General features: G+C 71.7%; 14 protein-coding genes. 7 read left to right on the forward strand and 7 right to left on the reverse strand.

Translation table 11 applies throughout. The features are described 5' to 3' along the window. Positions 1 to 19: 19 nt before the first annotated feature. The gene (locus OG698_RS13490) at positions 20 to 1,183 is read left to right on the forward strand and encodes a magnesium and cobalt transport protein CorA (RefSeq protein ID WP_406103265.1); all 1,164 of its coding nucleotides are present in this window, start codon (positions 20 to 22) and stop codon (positions 1,181 to 1,183) included. 212 nt (positions 1,184 to 1,395) lie between these two features. Here the strand turns inward: OG698_RS13490 and OG698_RS13495 are convergent, their stop codons facing one another. Together OG698_RS13495 and OG698_RS13500 are read right to left on the reverse strand one after the other, a co-directional pair. After that, positions 1,396 to 2,754 carry a diacylglycerol/lipid kinase family protein gene (locus OG698_RS13495; protein WP_406103266.1) on the reverse strand — a complete coding sequence of 453 codons (1,359 nt, stop codon included), beginning with the start codon at positions 2,752 to 2,754 and terminating at the stop codon, positions 1,396 to 1,398. 446 nt (positions 2,755 to 3,200) lie between these two features. Beyond that, positions 3,201 to 3,437 (reverse strand): dihydrofolate reductase family protein, encoded by a 237-nt coding sequence (locus OG698_RS13500; protein WP_406103267.1) that lies wholly within the window; start codon positions 3,435 to 3,437, stop codon positions 3,201 to 3,203. A 230-nt stretch (positions 3,438 to 3,667) separates the two neighbouring features. Here OG698_RS13500 and OG698_RS13505 point away from each other — a divergent pair, with 230 nt between their 5' ends. Further along, the gene (locus tag OG698_RS13505; protein WP_406103268.1) at positions 3,668 to 4,129 is read left to right on the forward strand and encodes a VOC family protein; all 462 of its coding nucleotides are present in this window, start codon (positions 3,668 to 3,670) and stop codon (positions 4,127 to 4,129) included. A gap of 27 nt (positions 4,130 to 4,156) precedes the next feature. Here OG698_RS13505 and OG698_RS13510 read toward each other — a convergent pair whose 3' ends face one another. Next, positions 4,157 to 5,995, reverse strand: a complete 1,839-nt coding sequence (locus OG698_RS13510) for a bifunctional sugar phosphate isomerase/epimerase/4-hydroxyphenylpyruvate dioxygenase family protein (RefSeq protein WP_406103269.1) — start codon at positions 5,993 to 5,995, stop codon at positions 4,157 to 4,159. 51 nt (positions 5,996 to 6,046) lie between these two features. Beyond that, positions 6,047 to 6,922 (reverse strand): shikimate dehydrogenase, encoded by an 876-nt coding sequence (locus OG698_RS13515; protein ID WP_406103270.1) that lies wholly within the window; start codon positions 6,920 to 6,922, stop codon positions 6,047 to 6,049. 130 nt (positions 6,923 to 7,052) lie between these two features. On the opposite strand from OG698_RS13515, the gene OG698_RS13520 reads away from it, so the two are divergent. The 3 genes from OG698_RS13520 to OG698_RS13530 all read left to right on the forward strand — a co-directional run bounded on the left by OG698_RS13520 (position 7,053) and on the right by OG698_RS13530 (position 10,402). Next, entirely contained in the window at positions 7,053 to 7,718 is a 666-nt protein-coding gene (locus OG698_RS13520) for a TetR family transcriptional regulator (RefSeq protein WP_406103271.1), read from the forward strand. Positions 7,719 to 7,969: 251 nt separating this feature from the next. Further along, positions 7,970 to 9,334, forward strand: coding sequence for an MFS transporter (locus tag OG698_RS13525; protein ID WP_406103272.1), 1,365 nt, complete (start codon positions 7,970 to 7,972; stop codon positions 9,332 to 9,334). Positions 9,335 to 9,472: 138 nt separating this feature from the next. Next, positions 9,473 to 10,402, forward strand: coding sequence for an oxygenase MpaB family protein (locus OG698_RS13530; protein ID WP_406103273.1), 930 nt, complete (start codon positions 9,473 to 9,475; stop codon positions 10,400 to 10,402). Here OG698_RS13530 and OG698_RS13535 read toward each other — a convergent pair. Next, the gene (locus tag OG698_RS13535; RefSeq protein WP_406103274.1) at positions 10,375 to 11,868 is read right to left on the reverse strand and encodes a hypothetical protein; all 1,494 of its coding nucleotides are present in this window, start codon (positions 11,866 to 11,868) and stop codon (positions 10,375 to 10,377) included. The genes OG698_RS13530 and OG698_RS13535 overlap by 28 nt on opposite strands. A gap of 646 nt (positions 11,869 to 12,514) precedes the next feature. Here OG698_RS13535 and OG698_RS13540 point away from each other — a divergent pair. After that, positions 12,515 to 13,315 (forward strand): polysaccharide deacetylase family protein, encoded by an 801-nt coding sequence (locus OG698_RS13540; RefSeq protein WP_406103275.1) that lies wholly within the window; start codon positions 12,515 to 12,517, stop codon positions 13,313 to 13,315. A 28-nt stretch (positions 13,316 to 13,343) separates the two neighbouring features. On the opposite strand, the gene OG698_RS13545 is transcribed toward OG698_RS13540, so the two are convergent. Continuing rightward, positions 13,344 to 14,558 (reverse strand): cytochrome P450, encoded by a 1,215-nt coding sequence (locus tag OG698_RS13545; protein ID WP_406103276.1) that lies wholly within the window; start codon positions 14,556 to 14,558, stop codon positions 13,344 to 13,346. A gap of 138 nt (positions 14,559 to 14,696) precedes the next feature. Here OG698_RS13545 and OG698_RS13550 point away from each other — a divergent pair, with 138 nt between their 5' ends. After that, a complete protein-coding gene (locus OG698_RS13550; protein ID WP_406103277.1) occupies positions 14,697 to 15,137 on the forward strand; it encodes an SRPBCC family protein in 441 nt (146 codons plus the stop codon). 13 nt (positions 15,138 to 15,150) lie between these two features. Here OG698_RS13550 and OG698_RS13555 read toward each other — a convergent pair whose 3' ends face one another. Further along, positions 15,151 to 16,614 (reverse strand): hypothetical protein, encoded by a 1,464-nt coding sequence (locus OG698_RS13555; protein ID WP_406103278.1) that lies wholly within the window; start codon positions 16,612 to 16,614, stop codon positions 15,151 to 15,153. Between the last annotated feature and the right edge of the window lie 45 nt (positions 16,615 to 16,659).

Raw genomic sequence — 16,659 nt, forward strand, 5'->3', positions numbered from 1 at the left:
CGACACGCAAGGCGGAGACATGGCAGAGCGGCGGACCCGCCCCGGAGCGGAACCGAAGAAGTACATGTGGCGCCGCGCCGCAGGACAGTCGCCGGCGAACCCGCCCGAGACCGACACCACGCCGCCCCCGCCCGCCGCACCCACCAACCCGGCGTCGGAGACGGCGAGCGTGGTGCAGGCGGCGCTGTACCGGGACGGGGTACGGGTGTCGTCGCCCGCGACGCTGGCCGAGACGTTCCGCGAGCTGCGCGAACAGCAGGACGGCATGGCATGGATCGGCCTGGCCCGCCCGACGGAGTCCGAACTCCTCTCCCTGGCAGGCGAATTCGACCTGCACCCGCTCGCGGTCGAGGACGCGCTGGAGGCGCATCAGCGGCCGAAGCTGGAGCGGTACGGGGACACGCTGTTCGTCGTCCTGCGCGCCGCCCGCTACCTGGACGCGCCCGAGGAGGTCGAGTTCGGGGAGCTGCACGTGTTCGTCGGAGCGGACTTCGTCATCACGGTCCGGCACGGCGCGGCGCCCGACCTCTCCGGTGTGCGCCGCCGCATGGAGGACTCCCCCGAGCTGCTGAAACTCGGCCCCGAGGCGGTGCTCTACGCGATCCTCGACGCGGTCGTGGACGGCTATGCCCCGGTCGTCGCCGGCGTCCAGACGGACATCGACGAGATCGAGACGGAGGTCTTCTCCGGAGCGCCCGAGGTGTCCCGGCGCATCTACGAACTCTCGCGCGAGATGGTCGAGTTCCAGCGCGCGACCCGCCCCCTGGTCGGCATGCTGCACGCCCTGATGGCGGGCTTCGCCAAGTACGGCACGGACGAGGAACTCCAGCGCTACCTGCGCGACGTGGCCGACCACGTCACGCACACGAGCGAACGCGTCGACGGCTTCCGCCAGGCCCTCGCGGACATCCTGACGGTGAACGCGACGCAGGTCACCCAGCAGCAGAACGCGGAGATGCGGGCACTGGCCGAAGCGGGCTTCGAACAGAACGAGGAAATCAAGAAGATCTCGTCGTGGGCGGCAATCCTGTTCGCACCGACACTGGTGGGAACCATCTACGGCATGAACTTCGACCACATGCCGGAGCTGCACTGGACGGGCGGATATCCGTTCGCGATCGCGCTGATGGCAGTGGTGTGCACGAGCCTGTACGTCATTTTCAAGAAGCGGGACTGGCTGTAGTAGGGATCTGGCACCCGGGTGGCCCGGTCGGCGGCGTTCGGAGAGTCACTGGTTCCGGCACCGCTGAGAGGGGGCCCTGATTCACGGATGTCCTCCTCGGGCACTTCGGCTGCCGGGCGGATCGAGGTCGGAGCTACGGCAATACGCGCGGCCGCCCGGCGGTGCGGGGGAGGTGTCGGCCGCGCCGCGTCGACGGCCGCGTTCGCCATCCGTCAGGCGCGGGTCTGCCCATCGGCGGTCCGCTCGGTACGGCGGAAGGCAAGGTCGATGATCCGCCGCCAGTTCACGGGCGGCTCGGGTACCACGACTCCGGGGCGGTCGCGCGGTACGAGGACCCGCAGTGCCCCCGGGCGCAGCGTGCAGACCACCGGGGTGGGCATCCGAAGCGCCTCGCCGTCGACCGCGACGGAGATCTCGTCCGCGTCGGTCGTCACCTCGACACGGTGTGCGGTCATGACGGTCAGTCCGGTGGACTTCGAGCCCCGCACGGCCAGGTCGGCAGCCTGCGCCGCGTCCTCCACCCGGATCCCGAGCACCCCCAGTTCGCCGTCGTCCAGTCGCGGCCGGCGGCCGCCGCCGCTGAGCTCGTCGGGTGAGGTGTACGGGTTGTTGCTGACCAGCAGTGCCTGCTGGGAGGAGAGGGTGGTGCCGTCGACCCGTGCGTCGAGCCGTCGTACCCCTTCGCCGAGCAGCAGGTCCGGCATGAGGGACAGCGCCGTGCCCGCCTTGTCGTCGCGGTACTCGGGCCGTTGCACGACATCCGCGTACACCCCGAACGACACGGTGTTCACGAAGGCCCGGCCCGCGATGTCGCCGAGGTCGACCCGGACCTCCTCGCCGGCCGTCAGCGCGTCGAGGCAGCGGGAAGGGTCGGAGCGGTCGAGGCCCAGGTCCATGGCGAAGTGGTTGCGGGTGCCGGCGGAGACCACGAGGAACGGCAGGTCGTGCTCGGCGGCGATCGCCGCGACCAGGGCCTGGGTGCCGTCGCCGCCGGCGACGCCGAGCAGGTCCGCGCCTTCGGCCACGGCCTGCCGGGCCAGCGCGGCGACGTCCGCCGGGGCGGACGGATCGAGCAGGATCACCCGCGCGCCGAGTTCCTCCGCCCGCTCGACCAGCCGGAACCGGCCGACCTTCCCGCCCCCGGACTTCGGATTCATGATCAGGACCGGCCGGTTCGGCCGGGAAGCGGCCCTCGTCCGCGTCGGCCGCTCCGGGCGCGACTTGCGCAGCGCCGTCCTCGCGCAAGCCAGGGCCACGCCCCAGCACAGGCAGAGGACCAGAGCCGTCAGCCACAGGCCGTCGTGCGCGAAGAGCACCAGGACGGCGACGGGGGACATGACCGCGAGGAGCGCCCCGCCCAGCCGCACCAGTCCGCGGTGCGCCACGAACCACCAGATGCCGACCGCGCAGACGATCAGCCCCAGGAGCCCGGCGCCGACGACGACCAGGCCGCCCTCCCCCAGCGCGAGCACGAGCACGACCACCGAACCCACCACCGCGAGCACGGCCAGACGTGCCAACAGCCGCGCGGCCCCATTCCCGCCGGGGCCCGTCGTGCGCGTCCTGCCCATGGGGTCCTCTCCACAGCCCTGTCCGACCGCGAGCCCGGTCCTGGGCACCAGCCTGCATGCTCCCTGATCGGGGAGCATCCCAGCGGGCGGTGGGCGAACTCCTGCGCGATCAGCGCGCCGAAGGTGAACCAGACAGCCGGGGCCATCAGATGGCTCACGTCATGCTCGAGGCCGAGGTTGTCGCTGCCGAAGGTGTGCGCGGCAGGGGCGTAGCACAGGCCTGCCACGAACGCCGCGACGAAACCGTCGCCGCCGACCAGCACGGAGGCCGCGTAGGTGAGGAATGGCAACGCGGGACCGGCCCGGCGCGTTTCGTCCCCGGCCCCCCGGCCGAGCGTGGAGGGTCGATGGCGTGTACTGCTCGACGTACCTCGGAACCTCGTCCTGGACGGTGAGCGCGCGGGCGGTGTGGGCGCCGGTCATGCCCAGCCCTCCGGTGCCGAGGATCATCGGACCACCTCGTAGCGGAGGTGGGTCACGCCCGGTGCCACGATGGTTTCCAGCTGACGCAGGCGCACGTGCTTCGGAAGCTCGTGGAAGAAGCTGCGACCGCCGCCCAGCAGGACGGGCACCTGGTGGAGGATCACCTCGTCGACGAGATCCGCCTCCAGCGCGGAGGCCGGCGCTCCGCCGCCCATGACCGCGACGTCCTTGTACCCGGCGCCCCTCAGCTGCTGCCTCACAGCCAGTGAAGCCGGGAGCAGGGCCGGAAACGACTGGTGCACCACACGGAAAACCCCGCCCCGGCACCGTGGGCATTGGTTGAACGACCAAGCAGCTTTTGCCTTCGGCGCACCGGGGTCGCGGACCGAATCTGTCCGCGAGAGGTGCCAGGGTGATTCAAGGGCCGCAGACGCACTCCGCCGCGGACCCTCGCCCGCACACACGCACCACGCAACGAACGGAGCACCGCGTGAGCCGCCACATCCAGGTCACCTTCGATGCCCACGACCCGCGGGCGCTGTCGTCCTTCTGGCGCGACGTACTGGGCTATGTCCACCCGGGCCCGCCCGGCGTCGACGTACCCGAGGGCGCCGACCCTCTCGCCGCGTGGGACGGCTTCCTCGCGCGGATCGGCGTACCGGAGGAGCAGCGCAACACGAGGTCGGCCATCGAGGACCCGGAAGGGCAGGGTCCGCGGCTGTTCTTCCAGCAGGTGCCGGAGGACAAGGCCGCCAAGAACCGCGTCCACCTAGACGTCCGTGCGGCACCCGGACTGGAGGGGGAGGAGCGCATGGCGGCGCTCGAGGCCGAGTGCGCCCGGCTCGTCGCGCTCGGCGCCGCGCGGGTACGACGCGATGAGCCCGCTCCCCCGCTGAGCACGGGCTACATCGTGATGACCGACCCGGAGGGGAACGAGTTCTGCCTCGACTGACGTGGTTCGGCCCGTAGTTGCGGGGCCCTACCTGCGTCCGGGGCGCAGGGCGTGCTGGGCGGCGAGGCGGACGGGGGCGTTCTGGGCGCCGTATCCGCGGTATCCGCCGTCGCGCTGAACCAGTTCGAAGAAGACCCGGCCGACCGTCTCCGTGTAGAAGTGGCGGAAGGTGCCGTGCTCGTCACGGTCGTAGAGGATGCCGAGTTCCCGGTACGTCTCCGCCTCGCCGGGGGCGAGCTCGAAGCGGGCCGCCAGGTCGTCGTAGTAGTTGGGCGGTACGGGCAGCGGGCGGCCGCCCGCGTCCTGGAAGGCGCGCGCGGCGGCGACCACGTCGTTCGTCGCCAGGGCGATGTGCTGGGCACGGCCGGCGTCGTCGGCGGGGCCGGGGCCGATGCCGAGCGCGATCCGCACCCTGCCGTCGTCGTTCGTGACGGCGCGGCTGCGCAGCAGCCCGTAGGGGTCGGCGACGTCGACGCTCTCCTGCGGCCGGAGCCCGAGGACCGTGCGGTGGAAGAGCGCGGCCTCGTCGAACTGGTGCCAGGGCTGGGTGAGGGCGAGGTGGTCGATGCGCAGGACGGCGCCCCGCCGGTCCCGGTCATGTTCGCCGGAGCGGGAGCCGGGGCCGTCGCCGGAGCCGTCGCCGGGCAGCGGCGTGAAGTCCTCCCGCCAGTTCGGCAGGCCCTCCCGGTCCGTCGCGCAGAAGAAGATCTCCACGCCGTCGGGCGCGGCCACCGCGTCCAGCGGGGCATCATCGGGTGCCCGGTGGCGGGGCAGTACGGGGGCGAGGAGCGAGTCCGCGCGGGCGGTCGCGGCCGCCGGGTCCGGGGACTCCAGGCCGAGCGCGGCGAGGGCGAGGCCGTCGCGGTGGCGGACGGGATCCGTGGTGACGAGGATGCGGGCCTCGCCGCACTGCCACAGTTCGACAGGCTTGCTGCGGTGCCTGGCGGCCCGTTCCAGGCCGAGCGCGCCGAGGAGCGCGGACACGGCACCGGCGTCCGGGGTGGCGAGTTCCGCGAAGGCGAAGCCGGTGGTCTTGACCGGTGCGGGCGGCGCCGTGAGGCCGGCGGCCTCCTGAAGGAGCATGAGGGAGCGCCGGGCGTCGACGGCGGTGGGGCCCGCGTCGGCCTGCCGGAAGACGTCGTTGAACACTTCGAGCGAGAGCGGGCCCGGGTAACCGGCGTTGATCACGTGCCGGACGAGTCCGGTCACGTCCAGGCCGCCCTGGCCGGGGAAACAGCGGTAGTGGCGACTCCACTGGAGCACGTCCATCGCCATCAGCGGGGCGTCGGCGAGCTGGAGGAAGAAGATCTTCTCGCCGGGGATGTTCTCGATGCCCTTGGGGTCGGAGCCGCGGGCAAGGATGTGGAAGCTGTCCAGACAGGTGCCGAGTGCCGGGTGCCCCGCCGCCTCGACGATGCGCCAGGCGTGGTCGTACGTGCTGACGTGGCGGCCCCAGGCGAGTGCTTCGTAGGCGACGCGTACGCCGTGTTCCTGCGCCGACTCCGCGAGCCGGTGCAGGTGTTCGGCGGCGAGCGCGTCGTCGTCGACGGCGAGGGGCGAGACGCTGGAGCACACCAGGACGGTGTCCGTGCCGAGCCGGTTCATCAGCCGGAACTTGTGCTGGGCGCGGCGCAGGTTCCGCTCGAACTCCTGCGGCGGCACCGCCTCGATGTCCCGCATCGGCTGGTAGAGGTCGATGGTCAGGCCGAGGTCGGCGGTGCGGGCCCGGATCTCCTCGGGGGTGAGCGGACTCGCGAGGAGATCGTTCTCGAAGATCTCCACCCCGTCGAACCCGGCCGAGGCGGCGGCGGTCAGCTTCTCGGTCAGGGATCCGCTGAGCGAGACGGTGGCGATCGAGGTACGCACGACGGTGCTCCTTGAGAGGGAGGAGGAGGGGGCGGTGTGGGGGCCGGGGTGTCAGCCTCGGGCCGCCGCCGCACCCGCGAGTTCGGCGATGTCCGCGAGCATCCGCGTGACGTCCGGCTCACGGCGCGTGAAGAGGCGGAACGCGTCGGCGGCCTGGAACACCGCCATGCCTGCGCCGTCGAGTGTGGCGCAGCCCAACTCCCTTGCGGTGTGCAGGAGTTCCGTTTCCAGTGGGCGGTAGACGACTTCCGCGACCCAGAGGGACGGGCGCAGCAGGCGGGCGGGGAGCGGGAGTCCCGGGTGGGCGGCCATGCCGGTGGGTGTGGCGTGGACGAGGCCGTCGGCGCGGGCGAGGGGCTCTTCGACGCGGTCCGGGGTCCCGGCGGACGCGCGACCCTCGCCGAAGTGCCGGTTCAGCGACGCGGCCAGGCCCTCGGCGCGCTCGGGCAGTGCGTCCACGACGGTGAGGTGGCCGCCGCCCAGGGTGAGTACGGCGTGCGCGACGGCCGCGCCCGCGCCGCCCGCGCCGAGCTGCACGACCCGGTCGAGCGGGGCGTCGGGCAGGCCACGGGCGAAGGAGGCCGCGAAACCGGTGACGTCGGTGTTGTGGCCGACGGCGCGCCCGCCCTCGAACACGACGGTGTTGACGGCGCCGAGCGCCGCCGCCTGCGGGGCGAGCTCATCGAGGTGCTCAATGACGAGCTGCTTGCAGGGGTGGGTGATGTTCAGGCCGTCGTAGCCCACGGCCCGGGCCGCCCGCACCAGGTCGCCGACCCGGTCGGGGGTGACACCCAGGGCGTCGATGTCGATCAGCCGGTAGAGATGGCGCAGGCCCTGGCGGTCGGCCTCCCGCTCATGGAGCGCGGGGCTCAGCGAGGGGCCGATGCCCGAACCGATCAGACCGACGAGACAGGAGTCCTGGGACACCGCGCTCCTCCTAATGTACGAACTGGTTCGTTAGTAATATCAGGAAGGCGTCATCCTGGAAAGGGCAGCCGGTCGCCGGCCCCGGCCCTGCTTCTACAATCACCAGCACAGAACCGACCCGGAGGAACGCATGGCCACAGTCGAAGAGCCGACGCGACCCGCCGGACGGACCCGCGACGCCGCCCGCACCCGGGCCGAGATCCTCGACGTCGCCACCCAGGAGTTCGCCCGCGCCGGATACACGGGCGCCCGCGTCGACGAGATCGCGGCCCGCACCCGTACCACGAAGCGGATGATCTACTACTACTTCGGCGGCAAGGAACAGCTGTTCACGGCGGTTCTGGAGCACGCGTACTCGGCGATCCGGCAGGCCGAGCAGGAGGTCGACGTCGACCATCTGGACCCGGTCGCGGCCATCCGCCGGCTCGCCGAGCTCACCTTCGACCACCACGAGGCGCACCCCGACTTCATCCGCCTGGTCGCGATCGAGAACATCCACGAGGCGGAGCACATCGCCGCCTCCGAACAGCTCGGCGCGCTCAACTCGCCCGCGATCGAGGTGATCCGCCGCATCCTCGACGCCGGACGCGCGTCGGGCCTGTTCACGGCCGAGATCGACGCCGTCGACCTGCACGCGATGATCAGCTCGTTCTGCTTCTTCCGGGTCTCGAACCGGCACACGTTCGGCGCGCTCTTCGGCCGTGACCTGGTGGCGGAGGACCGGCGCGAGCACTACCGGACCATGCTCGGCGACATGGTCATCGCCTATCTGACGGCGGACCGCACCGAGGACTAGGAGCGGGTGCCGGGAGGGCACCTCGTGCGGAACGGAGCGGGTGCCGGGAGGGCATCTCGTGCGGAAGTTTTCGCGGCCCACCTCTTGACACGCGGGTAACGCCAGCGCAACATCCGTAGCCATCCGCTACTAACTACCCAGTGGGTTAATTAGCCGCTCGCCCCTCCCCCAGGGGCACAGAAAGACACCGCGACACCACCCCGCACCCCTCCGCTCGCTTCATCGCCGAAGCGTCCCCCTAGGAGTACGCCGTGACCGTCCCCTCCCCCGGCGCCGCCGCGCCGCCTCGCGCCCCCGAGGCCCAGCCGCGCAAGGCAGCGCTCGCGGCCTGGACCGGCAGCGCCCTGGAGTACTACGACTTCTTCATCTACGGCAGCGCCGCGGCCCTGATCTTCCCCAAGGTCTTCTTCGACGAGTCCGACCCCGCGAACGCGACGCTGCTCTCCCTCGCCACCTTCGGCGTCGCCTATGCCGCCCGCCCCGTCGGCGCGCTCTTCCTCGGCCACATCGGCGACCGGCTCGGCCGCAAGAAGATCATGGTCTTCACGCTGATCCTGATGGGCCTGTCCACATTCCTCATCGGCTGTCTGCCGAGCCGCGCCCAGGTCGGCTCGCTCGCCCCCGTGCTGCTCGTGCTGTGCCGCGTGCTCCAGGGCACCTCCGCCGCGGGCGAGCAGGCCAGCGCGAGCTCGATGACGCTGGAGCACGCGCCGCCGGGCCGACGCGGCTTCTTCACGAGTTTCACCCTCAGCGGCACGCAGGCGGGCCAGCTCATCGCCACCCTCGTCTTCATCCCGGTCGCGGCTCTGCCCGAGGACCAGCTGCTCTCGTGGGGATGGCGCGTCCCGTTCTGGCTGAGCGTCGCCGTCGCCGTCGTCGGGTACGCGATCCGGCGCTCCCTGGAGGAGACCCCGGCCTTCGCCAAGCAGGCGGCGACGGAGGGCGTCGTGAAACTGCCGCTGGCCGTACTGCTGCGCGACCACTGGGCCGACACCCTGCGCGTCGTCGCCGGATCCCTGATCGCCTCCGTGAGCACGATCTTCACCGTGTGGGCCCTGTCGTACGCGACGAGCGACTCGGTGGGCATGGACCGGTCCGGGATGCTGTGGGTGGGCGCCCTCGCGAACGTGGCGGCCCTCGGCGCGATCCCGCTCTGGGCGAAGCTCTCGGACCGTATCGGCCGCAAGCCGGTCTACCTCGTGGGCGCCGTCGGCAGCGCCGTGCTCATGGCCTGCTATCTGTGGGCGATCTCCACGGGGTCGTACCCGCTGGTCCTCGTCCTCGGCATCCTCACCTTCGGCGTCGTGTACAGCGCGGCCAACGGTGTCTGGCCGTCCTTCTACGGCGAGATGTTCTCGACCCGCGTGCGGCTCTCCGGTGTGGCGATCGGTACACAGATCGGCTTCGCGGTGGCCGGGTTCGCGGTGACGTTCGCGGCGCAGCTCGCGGGTCCGAACGGTGACGACTGGTCCACGGTCGCCCTGTTCACCGCGGCGCTCTGCGTCCCGCCGGTCATCGCGGCCCTCACCGCGCGCGAGACGCACCGGGTGCCCGCGGACCAGCTCGGCCTGCGCCAGGAGGCCGGGGCCCCCGGCCGCGTACCCGCCGAGGTCTGACCTGGCAACCGGCCCCTGGGGGCCGAACTGCCCTGCGCCGCCCCGCACTTCACCGCCGCAATTCATACCGCGCCGAATCGGAGCCGGTGGCGGGGCCGCGTCGTAGGGTTGATCTCCCGGCCACAGATGGGGGATGGCATGCAGCGCTATGAACGGCTCCGGCAGATCCGACGGCTGGACCCGGACCGGGACTGGCTGAGGATCTACCGGCTGACCGCCACCTACGAATTCCCGTGGGACCTCACGCGGGCACTGGAGCTGGCGCTCTACCGCACCTACGCCGTACCGAGCATCGGCCAACTGCTGGACCGGACAGCCGAACTGGCGGAGCGTTCACAGAAGCGCTACGACGACACCTCGCTGCTGCTGGACACCGTCGTCGAGCACGGCTTCGACAGCATCCAGGGGCGCACGGCGATCCGCCGCATCAACCAGATGCACCGCAGCTACGACATCAGCAACGACGACATGCGGTACGTCCTGTGCACGTTCGTCGTCGTACCCAAACGCTGGATCGACGCCTACGGCTGGCGTCGCCTCTCGCGCCACGAGGTGATCGCCTCGGCGTACTACTACCGCGCGCTGGGCCGGCACATGGGAATCCAGGGCATCCCGGAGTCCTACGAGGAGTTCGAGACCTGCCTCGATACGTACGAGGCCGAGCACTTCGGCCGGGACGAGGCCGGGCGACGCGTTTCGGACGCGACGCTCACCCTCATGGCGTCCTGGTATCCGGGCGTCCTGGAACCGGTGTTGAAGAAGGCGACGGTCGCGCTGCTCGACGAGCCGCTCCTGCGCGCCTTCGACTACGAGCCACCCAGCCCCCTGACGCGCACGCTCGTCCGGGGCGCCGTCCGCCTGCGCGGCCGTGCGGTACGTCTGCTGCCGCCCCGCCGCGCGCCGCACCAGGCCCGCCAGAACTGGGAGATCAAGAGCTATCCGGACGGCTACCGCGTCAGTGATCTCGGCACGTTCCCGACGCCGGGCCTGCGCGGCTGCCCCGTCCCGCACGCGGCGCCGCCCGGCGAGGGGTCAGCCGATCACAGGCCGCCGCCGCGCACGACGTAACTGCACTGCGTGTACGAGTATCCCGGCCTGATCTCGCTCCCGGCGGCACGGTCGGAGATGGCCGCCGTCGTGTCCCCGCTGTGCTTGTGGAGGAAGTGGTAGCTCCCGGCGGGCAGCCTGATCGTGGCCTTCGGGTACTTCCTGTTCGCCTTGCAGGCCTTGCTCCTGCCCGCTGACTCGCTCGAGTACATCGTGCAGGAGCCGCAGGCGGCCAGCTTGACGCTGCCGGTGACCGGGCCCGTGTAGAGGACCTCGACGGGGCCGGGACCGTCGTTGCTGACGACGAGCGTCATCCGGGCGCCGCCCGGACTCCCGGCGGGCGGAAGGCGGTTACCGGCGGCGGGACGCAACCCGGCGATCTCGGCGGCGATCGCGATGTCCTCGGCCCTGGCCCTGTTCTTGCTGTTCTTGTACGTGTCCGCGAAGTCGGCCAGCGTCTTGCGGGCGTCGCCGAACTTCCTGTCCTTGAACTCGTCGACGCCGCAGGCGTAGACGCCCTTCTCGACCGCCTTGTCGACGTCGGCCGCCACGCCCGCTCCCGCATCATTCGGGAGCGCGTCGGCGGTCTCGCCTATGCTGCGCAGTTCGTCCGTGACCGTGCAGGGTTCGGCGCCGCCGAGGCTGCGGTCGCGGGCGGCGACGGCGTCGCGCAGGGCGCCTCCGACCTGCCCCGCCTGCTCCGACTTCGGGAATGTACGCAGGAGTTGACCCAGTGCACCGCCTTCTGATCCGGCGGACCCGGTGCCGAGCTCTCCGGTGCCGCAGGCGTAGAGGGAGGCGGCGAGTGGCTTGTCGGGCCAGGTGACGAGGGAGCCGAGCACGTCGCGGTCCATGCCCCTGCCGGGCACGGTCCGCAGATAGGTGAGCGGCTCGATCGCCTCGCAGTCCTTCTTGTCCGTGTACGGCTTGGCGACGGCCTTGTAGTAGGCGTCGAGCCGGTCGGGCACGAGCCCGGCGGCCTTGGATCCTGCGTGGTCGTGGGCGAGTTCGCGGTAGCGGGCGAGCGCGGTCGTGTAGTCGCCGCGGCCCTCGGCGAACGAGGTGCGGGCGGCGGCCTTCGCGACGAGCGCGTCGGCGTCGTCGAGGCGGCCGAGCAGCATCTCCTCCACGGCGTCGTCGCGCGCGGCGTCGTACGCGACGACGCCTCCGGCGGGTACGGCGAGCAGCACGATTCCGAGAGCCATCGCCACAACTGGGCTGCGTAGTGGGGTGGTTGCGGCTCGCCGCGCCCCATCCAGAGCGGCGACGAGCAGCAGGAGCCCGTACCCGACGAGCAGCCCGGCCGGTACGCCGTCGGGTTCGGCGGGCAGCGCGAGTACGAGCAGCGCGGCGGTGGCGGCGAGACAGACGGCAGCCAGGCCCCAGCGCCGCAGGAGAAAGTAACCGGCCCCGAGTCCGGTGAGGTTGAGCAGACCGGCGGCCACGGCTCGCACGGGATCGGCGGGAGCCTTGGGTGCGGGGGCCACCGGTGATTGTGGTGGTGGCGGCGGTCCGAATGCCGGCGGATGGGTCGGCGGGGGCGGTGCGGCGGGGTACGCCTGCGGCGGTGCGGGGCTCGGCGGTTGGGGTGCGGCCGGTCCGGACGCCGACCCCGCGGTGACGGGCGCCCCTGGTCCGGGAGGGCCGAAACTCGGCGCGGGACCCGGGCCCGGATCCGCGTCAGCGCCAGGGCCGACGTCAGGGCCAGCGTCAGGGCCAGGGCCAGGGCCAGCAGCAGCCGAGCCGCTCGGGCCGGCCTCCGGCTCATGCTCCGGCTCCGGCTCCGGCTCCACCGCATCCCGGGGAATCACATCCGCCGGCACCGCATCCTGCGGCTCCCGCTCCCCCGATCCCGAAGGCGCCCCTGACCTCGATCCCGAATCCGACCCGGATCCCGACCCCGCGTACCCGTCCCCCACACCCATCTCGGTCCCCCAACCGTCAGGCGTCGCGCCAGAGGGACACCATCCGCAACGGCGCACGCGCTGTCAATCGTGCGCGCACACCCCGGCCGGGCCCTCCCCGCCACGACCACCGCGCGGATCAGCACCCACCCAACGGCATCGCAGCAGGCCAGATGCCTATACACCCCGACTATACATCTCGCGTATACACGCTATGTATAGTCCTCGCATGCCTACCGCGAATCAGAAGATGAGGAAAACCAGGGCCGCGTTCCACGCCGCCGCCGCGCTCTTCACCGCCGGCGCCCTGACCTTGGGCCTGAGCGGCTGCACGTCGTACGACACGACCGCCCCGAGCGGGGCCAGGGCCGACAGGAGCGACACGGACGCCAAGAACGCGCCGGCTTCACTCGGGAGCGTCGACTGCCGCAGGGCGAAGTGCGTGGCGCTCACATTCGACGCGGGCCCGAGCGAGCACAGCGCGCGGCTGCTCGACATCCTGAAGGAGAAACACGTCCCCGCGACGTTCTTCCTGCTCGGCAAGAACCACATCGCGAAGTACCCGGAGCTGGTCAGACGCATGGAGCGCGAGGGTCACGAGGTCGCGAGCCACACCTGGGACCACAAGATCCTCACCGACATCGGCGACGCGCAGATACGGGAGGAGTTCGAGCGGCCGGACGACGCGATAGAGCAGCTGACGGGGAAGCGGCCGACGTTGATGCGGCCGCCCCAGGGCCGCACGAACAACCACGTCAGCGAGCTCGCCAAGAAGGAAGGGCTCGCCCAGATCCTGTGGAGCGTGACGGCCAAGGACTACACGACGAACGACTCGGCCGTGATCAGGAAACGCGTCGTCGACCAGACGAAGCGCGACGGCATCATCCTGCTGCACGACATCTACAAGGGCACCGTGCCCGCGGTCCCCGGCGTGATCGACGAACTCAAGGCGAAGGGCTACGTGTTCGTGACCGTGCCGCAGCTCTTCGCGCCGGGGAAGGCCGAGCCGGGCAAGATCTACCGGCCCTGACCCGCCTCCCCCACCATCACCTGGGTCCCTACAGCGTGACCTTCAACTCGCCGTAGCCGAAGCCGATGAACGACTCCACGTGAGGGGCCGCGCCCTCGCTCGCGTCGAGCGCGAGGGCGGGGAAGCGCTCGAACAGCGCGGGCAGCGCGATCGCCGCTTCGAGACGGGCAAGCGGCGCGCCGACGCAGTAGTGGACGCCGTACCCGAAGGCGAGGTGCTCCTTGTCCACACGTGTGACGTCGAAGGATCCGGCGTCCTCGCCGTGGCGCAGCGGGTCGCGCCCGGCCGAGGCGTACGTCGCGAGGATCGCGTCGCCCTGCGGGATCTTGACGCCGTCGGGCAGCTCGATGTCCTCGACGGCGTACCGCAGCGGCAGGTTGGCGATCGAGGGGGCCCAGCGCAGGGTCTCCTCGATCACGTCGTTCCAGGGGATCTCGCCCGCGAGGACCCGGGCCAGCTGGTCGGGGTGGCTGAGCAGAGCCTGCACGGCGTTGCCGATGAGGTTGACGGTCGTCTCGTGGCCGGCGCCGATGACGAGCAGCAGTGTGTCGATGAGCTCCTGCTCGGTGAGGCCCGAGCCGTCCTCGTCGTCGCGGGTGGTGATCAGGACGCTGGTGAGATCGTCGGCGGGCGTCTCGCGCTTGAGGGCGACCAGGCCCCCGAGGAGCTCCTGCACCTCCTGCCAGATGGCCATGGCCTGTTCGGGGGTGGCGGTGGTGTCCATGATGCCCGCGACGAGGCGCGCGGCGTCGGCCTGCCGGTCCTCGGGCAGCCCGAACAGTTCGCAGATGACCTGCATGGGCAGCGGGTGCGCGTACGCGGCGCGCAGGTCGACGCGGCCGTCGGGCGCCTCGGCCATCCGGTCGAGGAGGCCGGCGGCGAGCTCCTCGATGCGGGGGCGCAGGCCGTCGGTGCGGCGCTTGGTGAACGCGGGCGAGATCAGCTTGCGCAGGCGCCGGTGGTTGCTGCCGTAGGCGGTGAACATGTTGGTCACGCCCACCCAGGAGTTGACCCAGGTCTCGCGGAACTCGCCGTTGATCCAGGCGGGCCAGTGCTGGTTGGGGTCCTTGGAGACGCGGTCGTCGGCGAGGAGCTGCTTGAGGATCGTGTACCGGGTCGGGGCCCAGGCGCGTATACCGCCCGGGAGTTCGACAAGGGCGGCGGTGCCGCGCGTGCGCAGCAGGTCGGCCTCCGCGTGGAGGCCGCGTCCCGCGGGGTCGATGACGTGGGGGTCGTGTGCCATGGGGCGCTCCAGCCGGCGTGGGGGTTTCATGATCAAATTGGCACAACAGATCGTAGGGTTTTAGGAGTTAGGAAGCACGCAGATCCGGCGCGCGCCGGGCAGTGCGGCGAATGGTGCCCGCGGTTCTAGGATCCGGGCGTGGCCTTCTTCCGAATCACCCGTGAATCGCCGCTTTCCGCCGCCGAGGCGTGGCGCCGCATGACGGACTGGGAGCGGCACGGGGACGCCGTCCCCCTCACCCGCGTCAGGCTCGCGACCCCGCCTCCGACCGGCGAGGGCACCGTCTTCGTGCCGCGGACCGGCGTCGGGCGCCACACCTTCGACGACCCCATGGAGGTCGTCGACTGGGCGCCCCCGTACGGCGACTCGGCCGGGCGGTGCCGCCTGGAGAAGCGCGGCACGTTCATCACCGGCTGGGCCGAGATCGAGGTGGCGCCGTACGGCGCCGGGTCCCTCGTCGCATGGCGCGAGGAGATCCGCGTCCGCCCGCTGCCGCGATGGTGCGACCCGCTGCTCGCGAGGGCGGGCCGCCTGATGTTCGGACGGGCGGTCAAGAAGCTGCTGCAGTACGGGGGTTGAGCCGCGGGATCATTCACCCTCTTCCGATGACGCGCCTGGCGCCTGCGAGGACCGCCGTCGCCAGGGTCCAGCCGGAGACCACGAGAATGACGGCGACGGCCTTGCCCGCGCCCTGCGGATCCCAGGAGCCGCGGTAGCCGAGGCTCGCCACGGGGATGAGCAGGTCGACGCTGTAGAGGACCGGGTCCCAGGCCCGCTGCCCGGAGCCGCCCACCGCGCGCGGCTCGTGGTAGGCGAACCACAGGGAGCCCGCGGCGGCCAGGGAGAGCAGCCAGACGAGCGCCCGGCGCGGGGCGTAGCCGTAGCCGAACAGGAGGTCCTGGACCAGGCCCCAGGCGCGCCCCGACAGCCGGTCGAGGCGGCGCACATGGCGCTCCCTCGCGTGCCGCACGGTGCGCGCGGACCGCTCGTCGCCCGCGCTCTCGTACGACGTCGCCAGCTGCTCGAAGGAGCCCGCGCCCGCGTTCGGGTCGCGGGTCAGCCAGCCGATGCGGGCGCGGACGTCGACGGGTCCGGCGGTTTCCAGGCGCTTGTACGTGAAGCCCTCCAGGTTGAGCCGGCCCGGGGCGGCCCACGTGGCGGCCGAGTCCACGAGCACGTCGACGGCCGCGTCCTGGAGTACCACGGCGCCGGCCGGCGGTTCACGCAGATCGAGGCGGAGTCGTGGGACCCGGAGCCGGCTCAGGAGCAGCGCGCCCGCGGGTGCGCCGATGACGCTGCCGTGGAACGTGACCACGCCCTCGATCACGGCGGCGCGCAGCAGCACCTGCCCGGCGCTGCGGAAGCCCCAGTCGGCGTACAGGCCGCGCCCGCAGGCGAGTCCGGTGCCGTCGAGGCCGCCGACGTCCGCGCCGTTGAGGTTGAGGGCGTAGGCGATCTGGGCGTCCCGCAGATAGAGGGCGCCGGAGGCGGTGAGGCCGCGCGCGTGGACCGAGCCCGACACGTTCAGGCGGGGGGCGAGCAGGGACCAGGGGCCGGAGTCGGCGACCGTGAGCTCTTCGACGACGAGGTTGCCGTCTATGCGCGCGTCGGCCAGTTCCAGTACGGCCGACGTGGAGTCCTCCGGCAGGCGGCGCGGGACCCGCGGGCCGTCACCGGCCGCGGGCGGGGCGGTCAGCGGCTGAGGGACGGGCGTTCCGCTGCCGAGCGTGGCTCCGGACAGCCGCAGGTCGCCGTCGACGGTGATCCGGTTCGCGTGCAGGGCGGGTGCTTCGGACCCCGACAAGTTCAGTGCGCCGACGGTGAGTTCGGCGAGTCGGAGTGGCTCGTCGAAGACGCAGTCGACCAGTTCGAGGACGGCGTCGACGCGGCAGCGGGACAGGTCAAGCCGCCCGCGCACGCGCAGCCCCTCGAATCTGAGCGGGCCGCCGGTGCCGTCCTCGTGTCCGGTGATCTCCTCGCGCAGCCGGGCCGCGTCGACCGTGTCACCCGGCGCCGGGCGCCACCTCGGACGCCTGCTCCCCCTGAGACGTGCCATCGTCGCCTCCCCCCTTCTCTTCCTCCTCGCAGGAGATATCACGCG

Source organism: Streptomyces sp. NBC_01003, assembly GCF_045162695.1.
In the GTDB taxonomy this organism is placed as follows: Bacteria; Actinomycetota; Actinomycetes; order Streptomycetales; family Streptomycetaceae; genus Streptomyces.